The organism is Streptomyces sp. NPDC007346 (assembly GCF_040703535.1).
In the GTDB taxonomy this organism is placed as follows: Bacteria; Actinomycetota; Actinomycetes; order Streptomycetales; family Streptomycetaceae; genus Streptomyces.
The window spans coordinates 1-17,649 of sequence record NZ_JBEYKR010000145.1; the positions used below are offsets into that span (position 1 = coordinate 1).

The 17,649-nt window shown below is 70.5% G+C and carries 18 protein-coding genes and 1 pseudogene; 7 read left to right on the forward strand and 12 right to left on the reverse strand.

Annotated features, from left to right (window positions below):
* Positions 1–322: 322 nt before the first annotated feature.
* On the reverse strand, positions 323–982 hold the full coding sequence (locus AB0917_RS28055; protein WP_366822471.1) for a DNA-3-methyladenine glycosylase: 660 nt from the start codon (positions 980–982) through the stop codon (positions 323–325).
* A gap of 87 nt (positions 983–1,069) precedes the next feature.
* Between AB0917_RS28055 and AB0917_RS28060 the strand changes: the two genes are divergently transcribed.
* The 3 genes from AB0917_RS28060 to AB0917_RS28070 all read left to right on the forward strand — a co-directional run bounded on the left by AB0917_RS28060 (position 1,070) and on the right by AB0917_RS28070 (position 3,110).
* On the forward strand, positions 1,070–1,852 hold the full coding sequence (locus AB0917_RS28060; protein WP_366822472.1) for a sporulation protein: 783 nt from the start codon (positions 1,070–1,072) through the stop codon (positions 1,850–1,852).
* Between the two features lie 70 nt (positions 1,853–1,922).
* On the forward strand, positions 1,923–2,459 hold the full coding sequence (locus AB0917_RS28065; protein WP_366822473.1) for a YbhB/YbcL family Raf kinase inhibitor-like protein: 537 nt from the start codon (positions 1,923–1,925) through the stop codon (positions 2,457–2,459).
* A 138-nt stretch (positions 2,460–2,597) separates the two neighbouring features.
* Positions 2,598–3,110 (forward strand): HNH endonuclease, encoded by a 513-nt coding sequence (locus AB0917_RS28070; protein ID WP_366822474.1) that lies wholly within the window; start codon positions 2,598–2,600, stop codon positions 3,108–3,110.
* Positions 3,111–3,201: 91 nt separating this feature from the next.
* Here the strand turns inward: AB0917_RS28070 and AB0917_RS28075 are convergent, their stop codons facing one another.
* From AB0917_RS28075 to AB0917_RS28090, 4 genes are all read right to left on the reverse strand, one after another.
* On the reverse strand, positions 3,202–3,969 hold the full coding sequence (locus AB0917_RS28075) for a sulfite exporter TauE/SafE family protein (RefSeq protein ID WP_366822475.1): 768 nt from the start codon (positions 3,967–3,969) through the stop codon (positions 3,202–3,204).
* 84 nt (positions 3,970–4,053) lie between these two features.
* A complete protein-coding gene (locus tag AB0917_RS28080) occupies positions 4,054–5,052 on the reverse strand; it encodes an SPFH domain-containing protein (protein ID WP_366822476.1) in 999 nt (332 codons plus the stop codon).
* Positions 5,053–5,234: 182 nt separating this feature from the next.
* On the reverse strand, positions 5,235–5,663 hold the full coding sequence (locus AB0917_RS28085) for an NfeD family protein (protein WP_366822477.1): 429 nt from the start codon (positions 5,661–5,663) through the stop codon (positions 5,235–5,237).
* Positions 5,664–5,780: 117 nt separating this feature from the next.
* Positions 5,781–6,578 carry an ABC transporter ATP-binding protein gene (locus AB0917_RS28090; RefSeq protein WP_366822478.1) on the reverse strand — a complete coding sequence of 266 codons (798 nt, stop codon included), beginning with the start codon at positions 6,576–6,578 and terminating at the stop codon, positions 5,781–5,783.
* A 124-nt stretch (positions 6,579–6,702) separates the two neighbouring features.
* On the opposite strand from AB0917_RS28090, the gene AB0917_RS28095 reads away from it, so the two are divergent.
* The gene (locus tag AB0917_RS28095) at positions 6,703–7,494 is read left to right on the forward strand and encodes a hypothetical protein (RefSeq protein ID WP_366822479.1); all 792 of its coding nucleotides are present in this window, start codon (positions 6,703–6,705) and stop codon (positions 7,492–7,494) included.
* A gap of 358 nt (positions 7,495–7,852) precedes the next feature.
* On the opposite strand, the gene AB0917_RS28100 is transcribed toward AB0917_RS28095, so the two are convergent.
* Positions 7,853–8,497: a response regulator transcription factor gene (locus AB0917_RS28100; RefSeq protein ID WP_366822480.1), complete on the reverse strand. Its 645-nt coding sequence runs from the start codon at positions 8,495–8,497 to the stop codon at positions 7,853–7,855.
* Positions 8,490–9,635 (reverse strand): GAF domain-containing sensor histidine kinase, encoded by a 1,146-nt coding sequence (locus AB0917_RS28105; RefSeq protein WP_366822481.1) that lies wholly within the window; start codon positions 9,633–9,635, stop codon positions 8,490–8,492. Before AB0917_RS28105 ends, AB0917_RS28100 begins: the two co-directional genes overlap by 8 nt.
* 155 nt (positions 9,636–9,790) lie before the next feature.
* Between AB0917_RS28105 and AB0917_RS28110 the strand changes: the two are divergent.
* Together AB0917_RS28110 and AB0917_RS28115 are read left to right on the forward strand one after the other, a co-directional pair.
* A pseudogene (locus AB0917_RS28110) lies at positions 9,791–10,001 on the forward strand (hypothetical protein); the annotation flags it as partial.
* A gap of 271 nt (positions 10,002–10,272) precedes the next feature.
* On the forward strand, positions 10,273–11,019 hold the full coding sequence (locus AB0917_RS28115; RefSeq protein WP_366822482.1) for a transglycosylase SLT domain-containing protein: 747 nt from the start codon (positions 10,273–10,275) through the stop codon (positions 11,017–11,019).
* Positions 11,020–11,146: 127 nt separating this feature from the next.
* Here the strand turns inward: AB0917_RS28115 and AB0917_RS28120 are convergent, their stop codons facing one another.
* Entirely contained in the window at positions 11,147–13,780 is a 2,634-nt protein-coding gene (locus AB0917_RS28120) for an FHA domain-containing protein (RefSeq protein ID WP_366822483.1), read from the reverse strand.
* Positions 13,781–14,067: 287 nt separating this feature from the next.
* Here AB0917_RS28120 and serB point away from each other — a divergent pair, with 287 nt between their 5' ends.
* Positions 14,068–15,369: a phosphoserine phosphatase SerB gene (gene serB / locus AB0917_RS28125; protein ID WP_366822484.1), complete on the forward strand. Its 1,302-nt coding sequence runs from the start codon at positions 14,068–14,070 to the stop codon at positions 15,367–15,369.
* 227 nt (positions 15,370–15,596) lie between these two features.
* Here the strand turns inward: serB and AB0917_RS28130 are convergent, their stop codons facing one another.
* The 4 genes from AB0917_RS28130 to AB0917_RS28145 form a co-directional block, all read right to left on the reverse strand.
* Complete coding sequence (locus AB0917_RS28130; protein WP_366822485.1) at positions 15,597–16,115, reverse strand: histidine phosphatase family protein; 519 nt, start codon at positions 16,113–16,115, stop codon at positions 15,597–15,599.
* 104 nt (positions 16,116–16,219) lie between these two features.
* Entirely contained in the window at positions 16,220–16,480 is a 261-nt protein-coding gene (locus AB0917_RS28135; RefSeq protein ID WP_366822486.1) for a hypothetical protein, read from the reverse strand.
* Between the two features lie 149 nt (positions 16,481–16,629).
* Entirely contained in the window at positions 16,630–16,746 is a 117-nt protein-coding gene (locus AB0917_RS28140; protein ID WP_366822487.1) for an SGM_5486 family transporter-associated protein, read from the reverse strand.
* Between the two features lie 17 nt (positions 16,747–16,763).
* The coding region (locus tag AB0917_RS28145) for an MFS transporter (protein ID WP_366822488.1) at positions 16,764–17,649 on the reverse strand (886 nt) is incomplete at its 5' end.

The window sequence follows — 17,649 nt, forward strand, 5'->3', positions numbered from 1 at the left end:
TCCGGCGGTTCCAACTTTACCAGACTCTTTTTCCGTTCCGTTTCCGGTCCGAATCTGAATTCCGGTGGCCTGTGGAGTGGCCTTGCCTTTCGGCGTGTTCACTACGTTAGCCCATTCCCTTGGCAGCTCATAATCGAGCCTGTCCAGCGAATTACGGGCATGCCGAAATCACACCCGCCAGGGGTGAATCGTAGGTAGTGGTTTGGCCGCTTCGGGCTGCCCGGTCGGATCCGATGGACCGTGCCGACAGCTGTACCCGTGTCAAGTGGCTCGGACTACATTAGGCGTCCGCCCTGGCCCCGTCAAGTCGCTCCTGGCCCCATCACTTCGCCCTGCGGCGGCGCGGGGCATGGGCGCGGTAGGGGCTCACCGTGGGGTCGCTGTCGATCCAGAAGCGCCACGGCTGGTGCGCGCCGTCGCCGCCGACTCCGGTGCGGGGGCCGCTGCGTACCTGGTCACGCGAGGGCGGAGTGCCGTGGAGTACGGACAGTGCGGGGGTGGGGCCGTCGAAGAGGTCGCTGCCGTTCAGCGTCCGGTCGACGTCGAGAGCGGTGGCGAGGCGGGCCGGGCCTTTGGCCAGTTCCTTGTCATTGCGGGCCGAGACCCGACGTACGCGGGCCAGGCCGGCACCGACGTTGATCTCGCCGGCCCGGAGCAGCACTCCGCTCGCGTGGCCCTCCGGGCCGCAGACCAGGTTGAGGCAGTGCCACATCCCGTACGTGAAGTAGACGTAGGTATGGCCGGGCGGGCCGAACATCACGCTGTTGCGGGCCGTGCGGCCCCGGAAGGCGTGCGAGCCGGGGTCGACCTCTCCCGCGTACGCCTCCACCTCGGTGAGGCGCAACTCGATCGTGCCCTCGTCGCCGCGGCGGACGAGCGTGCGGCCCAGGAGGTCGGGGGCGACGTCCAGGACGGATCGGTCGAAGAAGTCGCGCGGCAGTGGTGTGCGGTCGAGTGGTGTGCGGTCGAGGCCCTTGGTCATGCCGTCCGAGGGTACCGGGAAGGCGGGCGCGGGAACCGGCTACGGTCATGGCGCGTATCTAGGGGTCAGGACCAAGAAGGAGTGAACATGGGCTTCAAGCGGCTGCTCGCGAGCATGGGTGCCGGTGGTGCCTCGGTGGAGACCGAGCTCACCGAGGTGAACGTCGTCCCCGGTGGGGTCGTGCAGGGTGAGGTGCGGATCCAGGGCGGGTCGGTGTCCCAGCAGATCGAGGGGCTCTCCGTCGGTCTGCAGGCGCGGGTCGAGGTCGAGAGCGGTGACCAGGAGACCAAGCAGAACATCGAGTTCGCCAAGGTCAGGCTCGGTGGCGCTTTCGAGGTGCAGGCGGGGGCGGTGCACGTGGTGCCGTTCGGTCTGGAGATCCCCTGGGAGACGCCGGTCACGATGTTCGCCGGTCAGCACCTGCGCGGCATGGACATCGGGGTCACCACCGAGCTGGAGATCGCCCGCGCGCTGGACTCCGGTGACCTGGACCCGATCAACGTGCACCCGCTGCCGGCGCAGCAGGCCATTCTGGACGCGTTCGGGCAGCTGGGCTTCCGCTTCCGCAGCGCGGACATGGAGCGCGGTCACATCCGTGGTTCGCGCCAGCGGCTGCCCTTCTACCAGGAGATCGAGTTCGTACCGCCGCAGCAGTACCGCGGACTGAACCAGGTCGAGCTGACGTTCGTCGCGGACGACCGCGAGATGGACGTGGTTCTGGAGATGGACAAGAAGGCGGGGCTGTTCAGCGAGGGCAGCGACTCGTACCGCGCGTTCAAGGTCGGTCTGCACGACTTCCAGCAGACCGACTGGGCGGCGTACCTCAACCAGTGGCTGGCCCAGGTGGGCGGACAGCGCAACTGGCTCTAGGGTCGGACGGGGTAGATCCGCCGAGTGGGGAAACCCGCCGAAGACGAGCCGATCAGGAGAGGTGCGTAACGTGACCGAGCCGAAGAGGGCCCCGCTGCCGCACGACTTCCATCCGGAGGTTCCGGCGTTCACCGTGGTGAGCGACGGCCTCGCGCCGGGGGCCGTACTGGACGACGCCCAGGTGCTCGCCTCCGGGAACACGTCGCCGCACCTGCGGTGGGAGGGTTTCCCGGCGGAGGCGAAAAGCTTCGCCGTGACGTGTTTCGACCCGGACGCCCCGACGGGGAGCGGGTTCTGGCACTGGGTGGTCTTCGACATCCCGGCGTCGGTGACCGAGCTGCCGGCCGGTGCGGGCAGCGGTTCGTTCGACGGGCTGCCCGAGGGGGCCGTCCAGGCCCGTAACGACTACGGGTCGAAGGAGTTCGGCGGGGCCGCGCCGCCCGCCGGGGAGAACCACCGCTATGTGTTCACCGTGTACGCGGTGGACTCCGAGAAGCTCGGTGTCGACAGTGACTCCTCGCCCGCGGTGGTCGGCTTCAACCTCCGGTTCCACACGCTGGGGCGTGCGCAGCTGATCGGTGAGTACGAGGCTCCCGCCGGCGATTAGTTCGCCCGTTGTTTGCCCTGCTCTGGTCTTGGAGAGATCAGAGCAGGGCATTTTTTATTGCGTTGTCCATCGCGGCCTGCCCAGCCAGAGTTGATCCGGGCCTGCCAGGGGGCGGGCGGCACACGGGAGGTGGGCAGGATGCGTGACACGCTGGTTCTCAACGCGAGCTTCGAGCCGCTGTCGACAGTGACGCTCAACCGTGCGGTGGTCCTGATCCTGACGGACAAGGCGGTCGTCGAGCAGTCGCATCCCGAGCTCCGTATGCGTGGTGCCGCCGTGGACATCCCGGTGCCCCGGGTGATCAGGCTCTGCCGGTACGTACGGGTGCCGTTCCGAAGACAGGCTCCGTGGTCCAGGAGGGGTGTGCTGATACGGGACCAGCACCGGTGCGCGTACTGCGGGCGGCGGGCCTCCACCGTCGACCACGTGGTGCCGCGGGCCCAGGGCGGTCAGGACACCTGGCTGAACACGGTGGCCTCCTGCGCCGAGGACAACCACCGCAAAGCGGCCCGGACGCCGGAGCAGGCGGGCATGCCGTTGCTGAAGCGGCCGTTCGTCCCCTCCCCCGCCGAGGCGATGCTGCTGGCGATGGGGGCCGGTGACCGGGCGGAGCTGCCCGAGTGGCTGGACCGGGCGGCGACTGCCGCGTAGAGCCGTAGGGCCGTGGAGCGGTGGCGTGGATGGCGTACGCCTGTGGTTGTGTCCGTGGGCCCGTCCCCGTGCGGGGGCGGGCCCACGTGTGTCAGCGGAGCAGCAGCTGGACGATGGCCGCGGTGCCGACGACGACGATCAGGGCGCGCAGCAGGGCGGGGCTGAGGCGGCGGCCGACCTTGGCTCCTATCTGGCCGCCGATGGCCGAACCGACCGCGATCAGGACGACCGCCGTCCAGTCGAAGTCCGCGACGAAGAGGAAGAACAGCGCGGCGATGCTGTTGACCACGGCGGCCAGGACGTTCTTGACGGCGTTGAGGCGCTGGAGCGTGTCGTCGACCAGCATGCCCATCAGGGAGAGGTAGACGATCCCCTGGGCGGCGGTGAAGTAGCCCCCGTAGACGCTGGCGAGCGTCAGGCCGGTGAACAGGAGCGGCCCGCCGTCGGGGCGGGCCGTGGTGCCGGTGCGCTCGCGGCGGCGCTGTACGGCTCTGCTGATGCGGGGTTGCAGGATCACCAGGACGAGGGCCAGGGCCACCAGCACCGGGACGATCGTCTCGAACGCCCTGGAGGGCAGGGCGAGCAGGAGGGTGGCCCCGGCGAGTCCGCCGATGGCGGCTCCCACGCCCAGTTTCAGGATGCGGGGGCGCTGGCCGGCCAGTTCCTTGCGGTAGCCGATGGCTCCGCTGATGGAGCCGGGGATCAGGCCGAGCGCGTTGGAGACGGTGGCGGTGACCGGGGGGAGGCCGGTCGCGAGCAGGACGGGGAAGGTGATCAGGGTGCCCGAGCCGACGATCGTGTTGATCGTGCCCGCACCGACTCCCGCCGCGAAGACGGCGAGTATTTCCCAGATGGACAAGGCCATCTCCTTCGATGGTCAGTGACGCCTCCCCGCCATGAAGGTCGAGGGGCCTCACTGATCATGCACGAAGGGGGTCGCGGGTCAGAAGACCGGGGGTTCTTCGCGCCGTTCGACGGCTGTGCCACCGGAGTTGCCCCCGTTGCCGTTGCCGCTGCTGCCGCCGTTCCCGCCGTTTCCGTTGCCGCCGGGGTTGAAGCCCGGGGCGCCGCCGCCGAGGTTGCCGAAGGCGCCGCTGAGGCCCTTGAGGGCGTCGCCGATCTCGCTGGGCACGATCCAGAGCTTGTTGGCGTCGCCCTCGGCGATCTTCGGGAGCATCTGGAGGTACTGGTACGACAGCAGCTTCTGGTCCGGGTCTCCCGCGTGGATGGCCTCGAAGACCGTGCGGACCGCCTGGGCCTCGCCCTCGGCCCTGAGGGCCGCTGCCTTCGACTCGCCCTCGGCCCGCAGGATCGCGGACTGCTTCTCACCTTCGGCGGTGAGGATCTGGGACTGCCGGATGCCTTCGGCGGTGAGGATCGCGGCGCGCTTGTCACGGTCGGCGCGCATCTGCTTCTCCATCGAGTCCTGGATGGAGGTGGGCGGTTCGATGGCCTTGAGCTCGACGCGGTTGACGCGGATGCCCCACTTGCCGGTCGCCTCGTCGAGGACGCCGCGCAGGGCCGCGTTGATCTCCTCGCGGGAGGTGAGGGTGCGCTCCAGGTCCATGCCTCCGATGATGTTGCGGAGGGTGGTGACGGTGAGCTGCTCGATCGCCTGGATGTAGCTGGCGACTTCGTAGGTCGCGGCGCGGGCGTCGGTCACCTGGTAGTAGATGACGGTGTCGATGTTGACGACCAGGTTGTCCTGGGTGATCACCGGCTGCGGCGGGAAGGGCACGACCTGCTCGCGGAGGTCGATCCGGTTGCGGATCGAGTCGATGAACGGGACGACGATGTTCAGGCCCGCGTTCAGGGTGCGCGTGTAGCGGCCGAAGCGCTCCACGATGGCGGCGCTGGCCTGCGGGATGACCTGGATCGTCTTGATCAGGGCGATGAAGACGAGCACCACCAGAATGATCAGGACGATGATGATCGGTTGCATCGTGTCTCTCGTGCCCTTCGGTTGCCGACGGATCGCGGTGATCGGGGTCGGATCGTCATGGAGGTGCGGACAGGCGCCGGTCGCTGTGGTGCGTGGGCCCGGCCCCCGACCCGGTTCTCATGATGATCGACATGATCGACTTCGAGTCTGGCAGAACTGGGCCCGCCCCGTGCACGGTTCGCTCACATGACGACGGCCGTCGCTCCGTCGATGTCCACGACATCGACCTTCCGGCCGGGTTCGAAGATCTGCCCCTCGTCGAGCGAGCGCGCCGACCAGACCTCGCCGGCGAGCTTGATGCGGCCGCCGGCGGCGCTGACCCGTTCCAGCACGACCGCCTGACGGCCCTTCAGGGCGTCGATACCGCTGGCATGCCCCGTCTGCCCGGCCCGGTGTCTGGCCGCGATCGGGCGGACGACGACGAGCAACGCCACCGACACCCCGACGAAGACCAGCACCTGCGCCACGATGCCGCCCCCGAGGGCAGCGACGACCGCAGCGGCCACCGCCCCGACGGCGAACATCCCCAACTCGGGCATCGCGGTCAGGACGAGGGGGATGCCCAGCCCCGCCGCGACGATCAGCCACCACACCCACGCGTCGATGTCCACATGGTCATCGTAGGACTGTCGGTGCGTCACCGACAGGGCGCAGGGGTGGTCAACTGCGGTGGGGCCCCGGCGGATCGCGCCGTGCCGGCCGCCGGGCGGGGCTGGTGGGGCCGGTGGTCAGGACAGGGGCAGGCCGTGGGCGGTGTAGCGGTCGCCGGTGTGCTCGACGATCAGCGGCAGGCCGAAGCAGAGGGAGAGGTTACGGGAGCTGAGCTCGGTCTCCATGGGTCCGGCCGCGAGGATCTTGCCCTGCCGGATCATCAGGACGTGGGTGAAGCCGGGCGCGATCTCCTCGACATGGTGGGTGACCATGATCATGGAGGGGGCGTACGGGTCGCGGGCGAGCCGGCCGAGGCGTCGGACCAGGTCCTCGCGGCCGCCGAGGTCGAGTCCGGCGGCGGGCTCGTCGAGGAGCAGCAGCTCGGGGTCGGTCATCATCGCGCGGGCGATCAGGGTGCGCTTGCGCTCTCCTTCGGAGAGCGTGCCGAACTTGCGGTCCAGGTACTCGGTCATGCCGAGGCGGTCCAGGAAGGCGCGGGCGCGCTCCTCGTCGACGGCCTCGTAGTTCTCGTTCCAGGTGGCGGTCATGCCGTAGGCGGCGGTGAGCACCGTCTGCAGCACCGTCTGCCGCTTGGGCAGCTTGTCGGCCATCGCCACACCCGCCATGCCGATCCGGGGGCGCAGCTCGAAGACGTCGGTGCCGACGCCGCCCAGCTGCTCGCCGAGGACCGTGGCTGTTCCCTTGCTCGGGAAGAGGTAGCTGGACGCCAGGTTGAGGAGCGTCGTCTTGCCGGCGCCGTTGGGGCCCAGGATGACCCAGCGCTCCCCCTCCTTGACCGACCAGGAGACGTCGTCCACCAGAGCGCGTCCGTCGCGGACCACGGATACGTCCACCAGCTCCAGTACATCGCTCATGAGCGCGTTGTCTCCCCATGCAGTCTCGTCGAGATCGTCGCGTGCCTGTGGGCACAGTCCCAAGGAAAACCTACGCCACTACGCGAGTGCTCCGGCCGTGAGGTCCGTTCCCTAGGCTGTCTCCATGCTTGTGGAACCACGCTCAGGGTTGTTGGCCGCCTGGGGGAACGCGCTTCTGGCGGGGCTCGTCTCGCCTGATGACGCCGCCCTCGCGATCGTCGGACAGGACGCGGTGCACCGCGTCGAGGGGCTGCCGGGTGAGGCGGGGCCGGTCGGGCTCACGCTGGCGCTCGGCCGGCTGCGGGGGCTGGGGGCGACCGGTTTCCGGGTCGCGCTGCCGGTGCCGGGGCATCCGCTGGGGCTGAGCGGTCCGCCCGACTTCAACGCGCGGGCGCTGGAGGCCCAGGAGGCGGTGGTCGCGTACGGGGTGCCGTACGGGCTGGTGCCGGAGGTGAGCGAGGCGGGGCCCGAGGGGGACCTGCACGTGGAGGTGGTGTGGCGGGTGCTGCCGGTACGGGAGGCGCCGCCGGCGGACGTGCCGTCGCTGGGCGAGGCGGAGCGGGAGCTGGCGGAGGCGCTGCGGGACGCCACGGCGGTGCTGTCCCGGCTGGATGTGGCCGGTTCCGGTCCGGTGGCCCAGGCGGCGGTGGACGCGTACCGGGCGCGGGCGGAGGGGGGCCGGGGGCGCGAGGTGCTGGCGCCCGGGTATCCGCCGCGGGCGGTGCGGGTGCTGGAGCTGGCGCAGCGGGTGGGGCTGCTGGTCTCGGTGGCGTACGAGAACGGGCACGGGGGCGCGGTGAGCGCGTCGGAGATCGCGGCGCGGGGGGCCGCGTTGCGGCCGGTGGAGCGGGTGGCTCGGCGGGCTCAGGTGGCGGCCTACAACGCGTACGTGGAGGGCGGGGAGGTTCGGCGGTAGGCCCGCGGGCCTTTTGTCCTCAGGCGCCGGACGGGCTGGGGCGGGTGCCCCTGGGCGGGGGCCTGCTTTTGGTGCTCGGTCCCCGTGGGCGGGGGTTCCGTCCTCAAACGCCGGACGGGCTGGGGTTGGCCCGGCGGGCTGGGGTTGCCGGGCAGGGCGCATGGCTCGGCGGGCTGGAACCGGGGGCCCCTGAGTGGGGAGCCCGTTCCGGTGCTGGGACACCGCCGCCAAGGTTCCGTCCTCAAACGCCGGACGGGCTGGGGTTGCCGGGCAGGGCGCATGGCCCGGCGGGCTGGAGTTGCCGGACGGGCTGGAAATGTCGGGCGGGTGGGGTTCGCACGGCGGATGTCATTCCGCTTCAGCCCGCGGCCCCGTTCCGTACCGCCCAGAGCGCGGCCTGGGTGCGGTCCGCCAGGTCGAGCTTCATCAGGATGTTCGACACGTGGGTCTTGACCGTCTTCTCGGAGAGGACGAGGGCGCGGGCGATCTCCCGGTTGGACCGCCCGTCGGCGATGAGGCCGAGCACCTCGCGCTCGCGTTCGGTCAGGGTGCTCCCCCGGCCCGTGCCGCCGCCCGCGTCCTCCTGGGCGAGGAGTGCGCCGGCGACCTCCGGCTGGAGCAGGACGTGGCCGGCGTGGACCGACCGGATGGCGCCGGCCAGTGCATCCGGGTCGACGTCCTTGTAGACGTAACCGGAGGCTCCGGCGCGCAGGGCCGGGACCACCGTGCGCTGTTCGGTGAAGCTGGTGACGATGAGGACCTTGGCCGGGTTGTCGAGCTCGTGGAGCCTGCGCAGGGCCTCGATGCCGTCGGTGCCGGGCATCTTGATGTCCATGAGGACGACGTCGGGCCGGAGCTCCTCGGTGCGGGCCACGCCCTCCGCGCCGTCGGACGCCTCGCCGACGACTTCTATGTCCTCCTGGATCTCCAGGAACGTACGCAGTCCGCGGCGGACCACCTGATGGTCGTCGACCAGCAGCACCCTGATGATCTTGTCAGCCACCGGGGACCTCCATCTCGATCGTGGCGCCCTTTCCGGGCTCCGAAGCAACGGTGAGCCTGCCGCCGACGCTCTTGGCCCGGTGGCGCATGGAGACGAGGCCGAGATGACGGCCCGCCCGGCGGACGGCGGTGGGGTCGAAGCCGCTGCCGTCGTCGGTGATGCGCAGGACGGTCCAGGTGGAGCGCCGGGTCAGGGTGACCGTCACGTGTTCCGCGCCCGAGTGGCGCAGGGCGTTGTGCAGGGCCTCCTGGGCGACCCGGAGCAGCGCCTCCTCCTGGGCGGCGGGCAGGGCCCGTACACCGCTGCTCTCGAAGGTGACCGCGGCCGCGTGGGCCCGGTCCAGCACCTGGATCTGGGTACGGAGGGTGGCGATCAGACCGTCCTCGTCGAGGGCGGCCGGGCGCAGCTCCACGACGGCCGCACGCAGCTCGTCGACCGCTTCGGCGGCGAGTACGGCGACCTGATGGAGCTCTCCCTTGGCGCGGGCCGGGTCGCGGTCGACGAGGGCGGCGGCGGCCTGGGCCGTGAGCCGGAGCGAGAACAGCTTCTGGCTGACCGCGTCGTGCAGCTCGTGGGCGAGGCGGGAGCGCTCCTCGGCGATGGTCAGCTCGCGGCTGCGTTCGTAGAGGCGGGCGTTGGTGAGGGCGATCGCGGCGTGCTGGGCGAGGATCGAGAGCAGCTCCTCGTCCTCGGCGGTGAAGCCGCAGCCGCCGTCGGGCTTGGGGCACTGCTTGTTGGCGAGGAAGAGGGCGCCGATGATCTCGTCGCCGTCCGTGATGGGCAGCCCGAGGAAGTCGGACATGTCGGGGTGCGCGTCGGGCCAGCCCCCGAAGCGGGGGTCGGCGCGGACGTCGGCGAGCCGCTCGGGCTTCGCCTGGTCCAGCATCGCGGCGAGGATGCCGTGCTGCCGGGGCAGCGGGCCGATGGCCCTCCACTGTTCGTCGCTCACCCCGTCGACGACGAACTGGGCGAAGCCGCCGTGGTCGTCCGGGACGCCGAGGGCGGCGTACTGGGCGTCGAGCAGTTCGCGGGCGGAGGCCACGATCGTCTTGAGGACGTCCCCTACTTCGAGGTGCCGGCTCATGGCGAGCAGCGCGGCACTCACCGCGGCGAGGGCCGACGGTGGGCGATGGCTCATGGGATCACCGTACCGGCGGGGGTGCGACGGCCGTATCGGGCCGAGGGCGGCTGCCGGAGGCCGGGGGACCTAGGCCGGGCACGGCCCGTACCGGGTCCGAGGTCCTAGGCCCGCCCCGGTCCTCGGTGTGTCGATCACGAGCGTTGTCGACGCCGACCGGGCCGTACGAGCCGGAGGCCTCGCATCTGCTGACGCTGGAGGCGGCGGCGGCGGGTGCGGGAGGCGGTGGCGGGGCGGGAGGCGCTGCGCCGTGGGTGCGAGGCGGCGCCGAAGAGGCACCGCCCCTGGCACGAGTCCGGGGACGTCCCTCTCATCCCGCCGGATGAGGAACGTAACCCTCCGAATTGCTCCAGCAACGAGGGGTGAGCCTGGCGTGTCGTCGATGTGAGCCCGCGCATAGGGCGCACGTCACTTACGAACGTACCTAGTGGACCCAAAAGGGCGTTTTGGGTGGCCATGAGCAGGGTTCATTTCGGACGAACGGGACCCGCTTCCACTACCCGGCTTCGTACGTCACACCTTTGCCACAGCATTTTGCTGCCGCTAAGAATTGCTCTCGTCCCCGACGGAGGTGCGCATCGCCGCCTCCGGTCTCGTCCTCCGTGAGGACACCGAGTATCCGAAGAGGTAGCCCTACATGACTGCGATTCGCATTCCCAGCCGTGTCCGTCGTCTGAACAAGGTCCAGAAGATCTCCGTGGCCGGTGTGTCGGCCCTGGCCGTCGCCTCGATGACCTTCTCGCTCGTCCCGTCGAACGCCAAGGCCGAGGTTGCCCCGCAGGCTGCCGGCGCTGCCGCTCCCGTCGCCTTCACCGGAGGATCCGCACAGGCCAAGACCGTGCAGGACAGCCTCATCGAGCAGCACGCCACCGCCCAGCAGCTCGTGAAGGCCGCCGACGCCGCCAAGGCGAAGGCCGCCGCCGAGACCAAGGCGAAGGCCGCCAAGGCCAAGGCCGCGGCGGACGCGAAGGACAAGGCCGAGAAGGCCGCCAAGGCCAAGGCCGACGCGAAGAAGCGCGGCACCGAGGCCGCCAACCGCTCCACCGCGCGCAAGCCCGTCTACGCCAACAACCTGGACGGCTGGATCCGCGAGGCGATGTCGATCATGAAGAAGGAAGGCATCCCCGGGTCCTACGAGGGCATCCACCGCAACATCATCCGGGAGTCCAGCGGTAACCGCTGGGCGATCAACAACTGGGACATCAATGCCCGCAACGGCGTCCCCTCCAAGGGCCTGCTCCAGGTGATCCAGCCGACCTTCGACCGGTTCCACGTCAAGGGCACCAAGAAGGACCTGTACGACCCGGTCGCCAACATCGTCGCCGCCTGCAACTACGCGGCCGACCGCTACGGCTCGATGGACAACGTCAACAGCGCGTACTGAGCCCAGCCGCACCACCGAACCCGGCCGCACCACTGAGCCGGCCGGACACATGCCGGAGGCCGGCACCCCGCGGGGTGCCGGCCTCGGCGTCGTTCCGTACGCGTCCCGGCTCGCTGCCGTACCCGGTCTACTTGCGCATGACCTCGGGCTCGTGGCGGCGCAGCAGCCGGGCGACCGCGACGGCGCAGACGAGGCCGATCACCAGCAGGACCGAGATGTTGATCCCCCACTGGGTCGCCGTGTGCTCCCACAGCGGGTCGAGGTCGGTCGGGTTGCTCGTGTCCCACGGCGGCATCAGGTGGGCCAGGTCCAGCGAGGCGCCGGCCGCGGCCACGCCCCAGCGGGACGGCATCAGCCAGGTGAACTGCTCCAGGCCGGGCGTCCCGTACACCTGGAAGAGGACCCCGGTGAACACCAGCTGGATGATCGCGAACATGACCAGCAGCGGCATGGTCATCTCGGAGGTCTTGACCAGCGCGGAGATCATCAGGCCGAACATCATCGAGGTGAACCCGAGGGCCACGATGGAGAGGCAGATCTCGACGGCCGGAGACATGAACACGCCCTCGGCCGGCAGCTCACGGACGGCGAAGCAGATACCGCAGAGGATGACGCTCTGGAAGGTCGTGATCACGCCGAGCACGATCACCTTGGACACCAGATAGGCCGAGCGGGAGAGGCCGGTGGCCCGTTCCCGTTCGTAGATGACGCGTTCCTTGATCAGTTCTCGTACGGAGCTGGCCGACCCGGCCAGGCAGATGCCGACCGCGAGGATCAGCAGGATCATTCCGGCTTTCCCGTTGAACTGGGTCGGCGGGGTGGGCGGGGCCAGTCCGAAGTCCGCCGGAATGACCGCGGCCAGCACACCGATCACCGCGGGCAGCGCCACCATCAGGCCGAGGAAGGCCTTGTCGGAGGCGATGACGGAGGTGTATCTGCGCACCAGGGTCCAGAGCTGCGTACCCCAGCTCTGCGGCTTCGGCGGCCGCATCTGCTGCGGCGGCGGCATGTGCACGGACTGCGCGGCGACGGCGTCGATGTCGGCGGCGTACATCTGGTAGTGCTGCGAACCGCGCCAGCGGCCCGCCCAGTCGTAGTCGCGGTAGTTCTCGAAGGCGGAGAAGACATCGGCCCAGGTGCCGTAGCCGAAGAAGTTCAGCGCCTCCTCGGGCGGACCGAAGTACGCGACGGCACCGCCGGGCGCCATCACGAGCAGCTTGTCGCAGATGGCCAGCTCGGCCACGGAGTGCGTCACGACGAGCACGGTGCGGCCGTCGTCGGCGAGGCCGCGCAGCAGCTGCATGACGTCACGGTCCATGCCCGGGTCGAGGCCGGAGGTCGGCTCGTCCAGGAAGATCAGCGACGGCTTGGTCAGCAGCTCCAGGGCGACCGAGACGCGCTTGCGCTGGCCGCCGGAGAGCGAAGTGATCTTCTTGTCCTTGTGGATGTCGAGCTTGAGCTCGGCGAGGACCTCGGTGATCCGGGCCTGGCGCTCGGCCTCGGTGGTGTCCGCGGGGAAGCGGAGCCTGGCCGCGTACTTGAGGGCCTTGGTGACGGTCAGTTCCTTGTGCAGGATGTCGTCCTGCGGGACCAGACCGATGCGCTGGCGCAACTCGGCGAACTGCTTGTACAGGTTCCGGTTGTCGTAGAGGACGTCACCCTCGTCGGCGGGCCGGTAGCCGGTGAGCGCCTTGAGCAGGGTGGACTTTCCGGAGCCGGAGGGGCCGATGACCGCGACCAGCGACTTCTCCGGGACGCCGAAGGAGACGTCCTTGAGGATCTGCTTGCCGCCGTCGACCGTCACCGTGAGGTGGCGGGCGGAGAAGGAGACCTGACCGGTGTCGACGAACTCTTCCAGCCGGTCACCGACCAGGCGGAACGTCGAGTGGCCGACGCCGACGATGTCGTTCGGGCCGATGAGCGCCGAACCGGACTTCTGGAGCGGCAGACCGTTGACGTACGTGCCGTTGTGCGAGCCCAGGTCACGGATCTCGAACCGGCCGTCGGGCGTCGCGTGGAACTCGGCGTGGTTGCGCGAGACCTGGAGGTCGGAGACGACCAGCTCGTTCTCCAGCGCACGACCGATGCGCATGACCCGGCCGAGCGCCAGCTGGTGGAACGTGGTCGGGCTGCGGTCACCGTAGGCCTGCTGCGCCCCCGCTCCACCGCCGTGCGCCGGTCCGCCGCCGTGCGCCGGGGCGGGCGGCTGGGCCGTGCCCTGCTGGTGCGGAACCTGCTGGTACGGGGCCTGCTGCTGGGCCTCCGGAGCCTGCTGCTGCCACGCCTGCTGGGGCGGGGCCTGGTGGTGCAGCGGGGCCTGGTGCGGCTGGCCCTGGTGTGCGGGCGCCTGGTGCTGGGCAGGGGCCTGCTGACCGGGCCAGGCGGCGCCCGGCTGCGCGTGCTGCTGGTGCGCGGGGGCCTGATGGGCGGCGGCCTGCTGACCGCCGTGGGCACCGGCGGCTGCCGTGAGATTCAACAGCGGGCCGTCGGTGGCGTTGCCCAGGCGTACGGCGGAGCCGGGCCCGATCTCCGCCCGCTGGACCCGTTGCCCCTGGACATACGTGCCGTTGGTGGAGCCGTGGTCCTCGATGAACCAACTCCGGCCGGCCCAGCTGATCGTGGCGTGGCGCCACGAGACCCTGGCGTCGTCGATCGTCAGGTCGCCCTGCGGATCACGCCCCAGGGTGTACGGCCTGGACGGATCGAGCGTCCAGGTGCTGCCATTCAATTCCAGTACGAGTTCCGGCACTCCGCGCCCCACTAGTTGTCCCCCGTGTTACCCCCGTCGCAGGGAGTCTAGGGATGCTGAACATCGTGGGGAACTATTCCAGGAGCAGTCCCTCATCCGAAAGTCGGGCCGGTGAAGAGGGGTGACGAAAGGGAGAAAGGAAGAGGAAGCCCCCTTACTGCCTGGTGGAGGGCAAGTGATGTGATCTCGCCGCATAGGGGACGATGGGCCGCGGCCGCGCCGGAAGGCCCGTACCTTTCCGTCCGGCACTCGGGACGGGCGGCCGGACGCGGCCGGACGACCGATACGGTGTGAGCACCATGAGCGCATCTCATCCACCTCAGCCTCCCGCCTCCCCCGAGCTCCCCGATTCCCCTCGGGCCGGTGGCGAGCCCGTACGGGACAGCGACGCATCCACTCCCCTCGTGGACGACACACCCACTCTCCTCGTCAAGATCTTCGGCAAGGACCGGCCCGGCATCACCGCCGGGCTGTTCGACACCCTGGCCGCGTACTCCGTCGACGTCGTGGACATCGAGCAGGTCGTCACCCGTGGCCGCATCGTGCTGTGCGCCCTGGTCACCTCGCCCACCGCGGGCGGGACGACCGAGGGCGACCTGCGGGCGACCGTGCACAGCTGGGCCGGCTCCCTGAAGCTCCAGGCCGAGATCATCTCGGGCATCGGGGACAACCGGCCCCGCGGCTACGGCCGTTCCCATGTGACCGTGCTGGGGCACCCGCTCACCGCCGAGTCGACCGCCGCCATAGCGGCCACGATCACCTCGACCGGCGGGAACATCGACCGCGTCTTCCGGCTGGCGAAGTACCCGGTCACCGCCGTCGAGTTCGCGGTGTCGGGGACCGGGACCGCGGAGCTGCGGACCGCGCTGGCGACCGAGGCCGCGGAAATCGGCGTGGACGTCGCGGTGGTCTCCGCCGGACTGAGCCGGCGGGCGCAGCGGCTGGTCGTCATGGACGTGGACTCCACGCTCATCCAGGACGAGGTGATCGAGCTCTTCGCGGCCCACGCGGGGTGCGAGGACAAGGTCGCCGAGGTGACCGAGCAGGCGATGCGCGGCGAGCTGGACTTCGAGCAGTCGCTGCACGCCCGGGTCGCGCTGCTGGCGGGGCTCGACGCCTCCGTGGTGGACAAGGTGCGCGCCGAGGTGCGGCTCACCCCCGGGGCCCGCACCCTGATCCGTACGCTCAAGCGCCTCGGATACCAGGTGGGCGTCGTCTCGGGCGGTTTCACCCAGGTCACGGACGACCTGAAGGAACGTCTCGGCCTCGATTTCGCCTCCGCCAACACCCTGGAGGTGGTGGACGGCAAGTTCACCGGGCGGGTCGTCGGCGATGTGGTGGACCGGGCGGGCAAGGCCCGGCTGCTGCGGAGCTTCGCCGAGCAGGCGGGGGTGCCGCTCGCGCAGACGGTGGCCATCGGGGACGGGGCGAACGACCTCGACATGCTGAACACGGCGGGGCTCGGGGTCGCCTTCAACGCCAAGCCCGTGGTCCGCGAGGCGGCGCACACCGCGGTGAACGTGCCGTTCCTGGACACTGTGCTCTATCTGCTCGGCATCACCCGTGAAGAGGTCGAGGCGGCGGACGGTCTCGTCGACTGACGGCCGCGGGCCACCGGTCCCGGGCCGCAGGCGGCCGCCGGCCTCGGAGTCGTGGGGAGCCGCCGGCCCAGGGAGCGTACGGGGCCGTCGGCCCGGAGGCGTCCGAAGCCGACGCCCCCGGGAACGTACGGAGCCACCGGCCCCGGGAGCGTACGGAAGAGGGACCCGGCACGGGGAGACGTGCCGGGTCCCTGCGCGTTCACGTGTGCGGCCGTGTCCGGGCGCGGTCAGTCGTTGGGCGTCCAGTATTCGGTGAGCCGGCCCGCCCCGTGCTCCACGCTCTTCCAGGAGCCGGGGAACTCCACCACGGCGTAGGACGCCGTGGGGAAGCCGTCCCGGGTCATCCGGGCGAGCGTGTCGCCCTCGGCCGAGCCGGAGAGGGCGTCGGCTGCTCCGTGCATCCCCGGGTTGTGGCCGATGACCAGGAGGTTGCGGACCTCGTCCGGGGTCTCGTTGAACAAGGCGATCAGGTCGCCGAGGGAGGCCTCGTACAGCCTCTCCTCGTAGACGGTCCTGGGGCGCTGGGCGAATTCGTGGACCGCCAGCTTCCAGGTCTCCCGGGTCCTGACGGCACTGGAGCACAGGGCCAGATCGAAGTCGATGCCGGAGTCGGCGAGCCTGCGGCCGGCCACGGGCGCGTCCTTACGACCGCGCTCGGCCAGCGGGCGCTCGTGGTCGGAGGACTGCGACCATTCCGCCTTGGCATGCCTGAGAAGGACGATCCTGCGGGGTGTCTCGACGCTCATACACCTCAGCTTCGCATGAAACGCGGCCCCTGGCGCTGGGTGTTGACGGGCTCATCCGGAAGGTTGACGTGCTGGTCCGGGGTCTGTTCGATGCGGCGCACGCCTCAGCGGGAGAGCAGGTGGAGCGTGCGCTCGATCAGCTGTCCGAGTGCGGGCTCGGCGGTGGCGGCCTGCGCCTGTCCCGAGCCCGTGATCATGATCAGCAGAGCGGCGAACGCGACGGCCGGGAGCGCCACCGCCCACCAGGGCAGCCGTATCTCCACACGGTCGGCGGCCGGTCGGCGGGAGATCGCCGGCCGGTGGGCGGGGACCGGTCGGCGGGAGCGCGCCGGTCGTGGGGACCTGGGGTGCGCAGGGACCGGCATGTCCGCCTCCGTGGGGTGTTCGGTTCGTTACCGAAGAACCTACGGAACGGGCGGGGCCGGTCCCATCCGGTGATCCACCCACTTCACCCTGACCCTGGCCCCCTAGGGGACAGGGGGGCCAGCCCCACCATGGGTGGGGCCGGCGGGCGTCAGGGGGAGGCGATCGTGGCGATCACACCGATGACCACCGAGATGAGAAGCATCGCCCCGAAGACGAGGAGGAGCTTCTTCTGACCGTTCTTGGGATGCGGATCGAGCACTGGCATGGGGCCAGTCTCGCATCTCAGCACTCGTCCTCGATCGTCCGGTCCCGTCCCGCCAGCACCCCGGCCACCATCTGCGGGATCATCAGGCCCGCCATCAGGGCGATCGGCAGCCCCCAGCCACCGCTGTGCTGGTAGAGCACGCCGACGAGCAGCGGGCCGGGGATCGAGAGCAGATAGCCGGTGGACTGGGCGAAGGCGGAGAGCCGGACCACGCCCGCCCCGGTCCGCGACCGCATGCCGATCATGGTGAGGGCGAGCGGGAAGGCGCAGTTGGCCACGCCGAGCAGCAGCGCCCAGGCCCACGCGCCGGCGGCCGGGGCCAGGTAGAGGCCCCCGTAACCGATCAGGCCGCACAGGCCGAGGACGACGACGATGGGGCCCTGCTGCTTGAGCCGGCCGGCGACCCGGGGGATGACGAAGGCGAGCGGGACGCCCATCGCCATGGTGACCGCGAGCAGGAGGCCCGCCGTACCGGCCGAGACCCCGGCGTCCCGGAAGATCTGCGGCATCCAGCCCATGGTGATGTACGCGGCCGTCGCCTGGAGCCCGAAGAAGCAGGCGAGCCCCCACGCGGTCCGGCTGCGGGTGATCCGGAGCGCCGGGCCGTCGGCCTGGAGGGAGGCCGGACGGGAAGCCTGGCGGGAGGCCTGACCGGACGCGGGCCGACCAGGTACGGGCCGGACGGGCGCGGGCTGGCCGGGCGCCGGCGTGCGGTCCCGTACGAGGACGATCCAGGGCAGCACCGCGAGGGCGGCGAGCCCGGCCCAGACGACGAGCCCGGACCGCCAGTCGCCGCCCATGGCGCCGGTCAGGGGGACGGTGACCGCGGCGGCGAGAGCGGTGCCCAGGGCCAGGGCCATGGAGTAGAGGCCGGTTGGCTCGAGGTCGACCCGGCCACCCTGC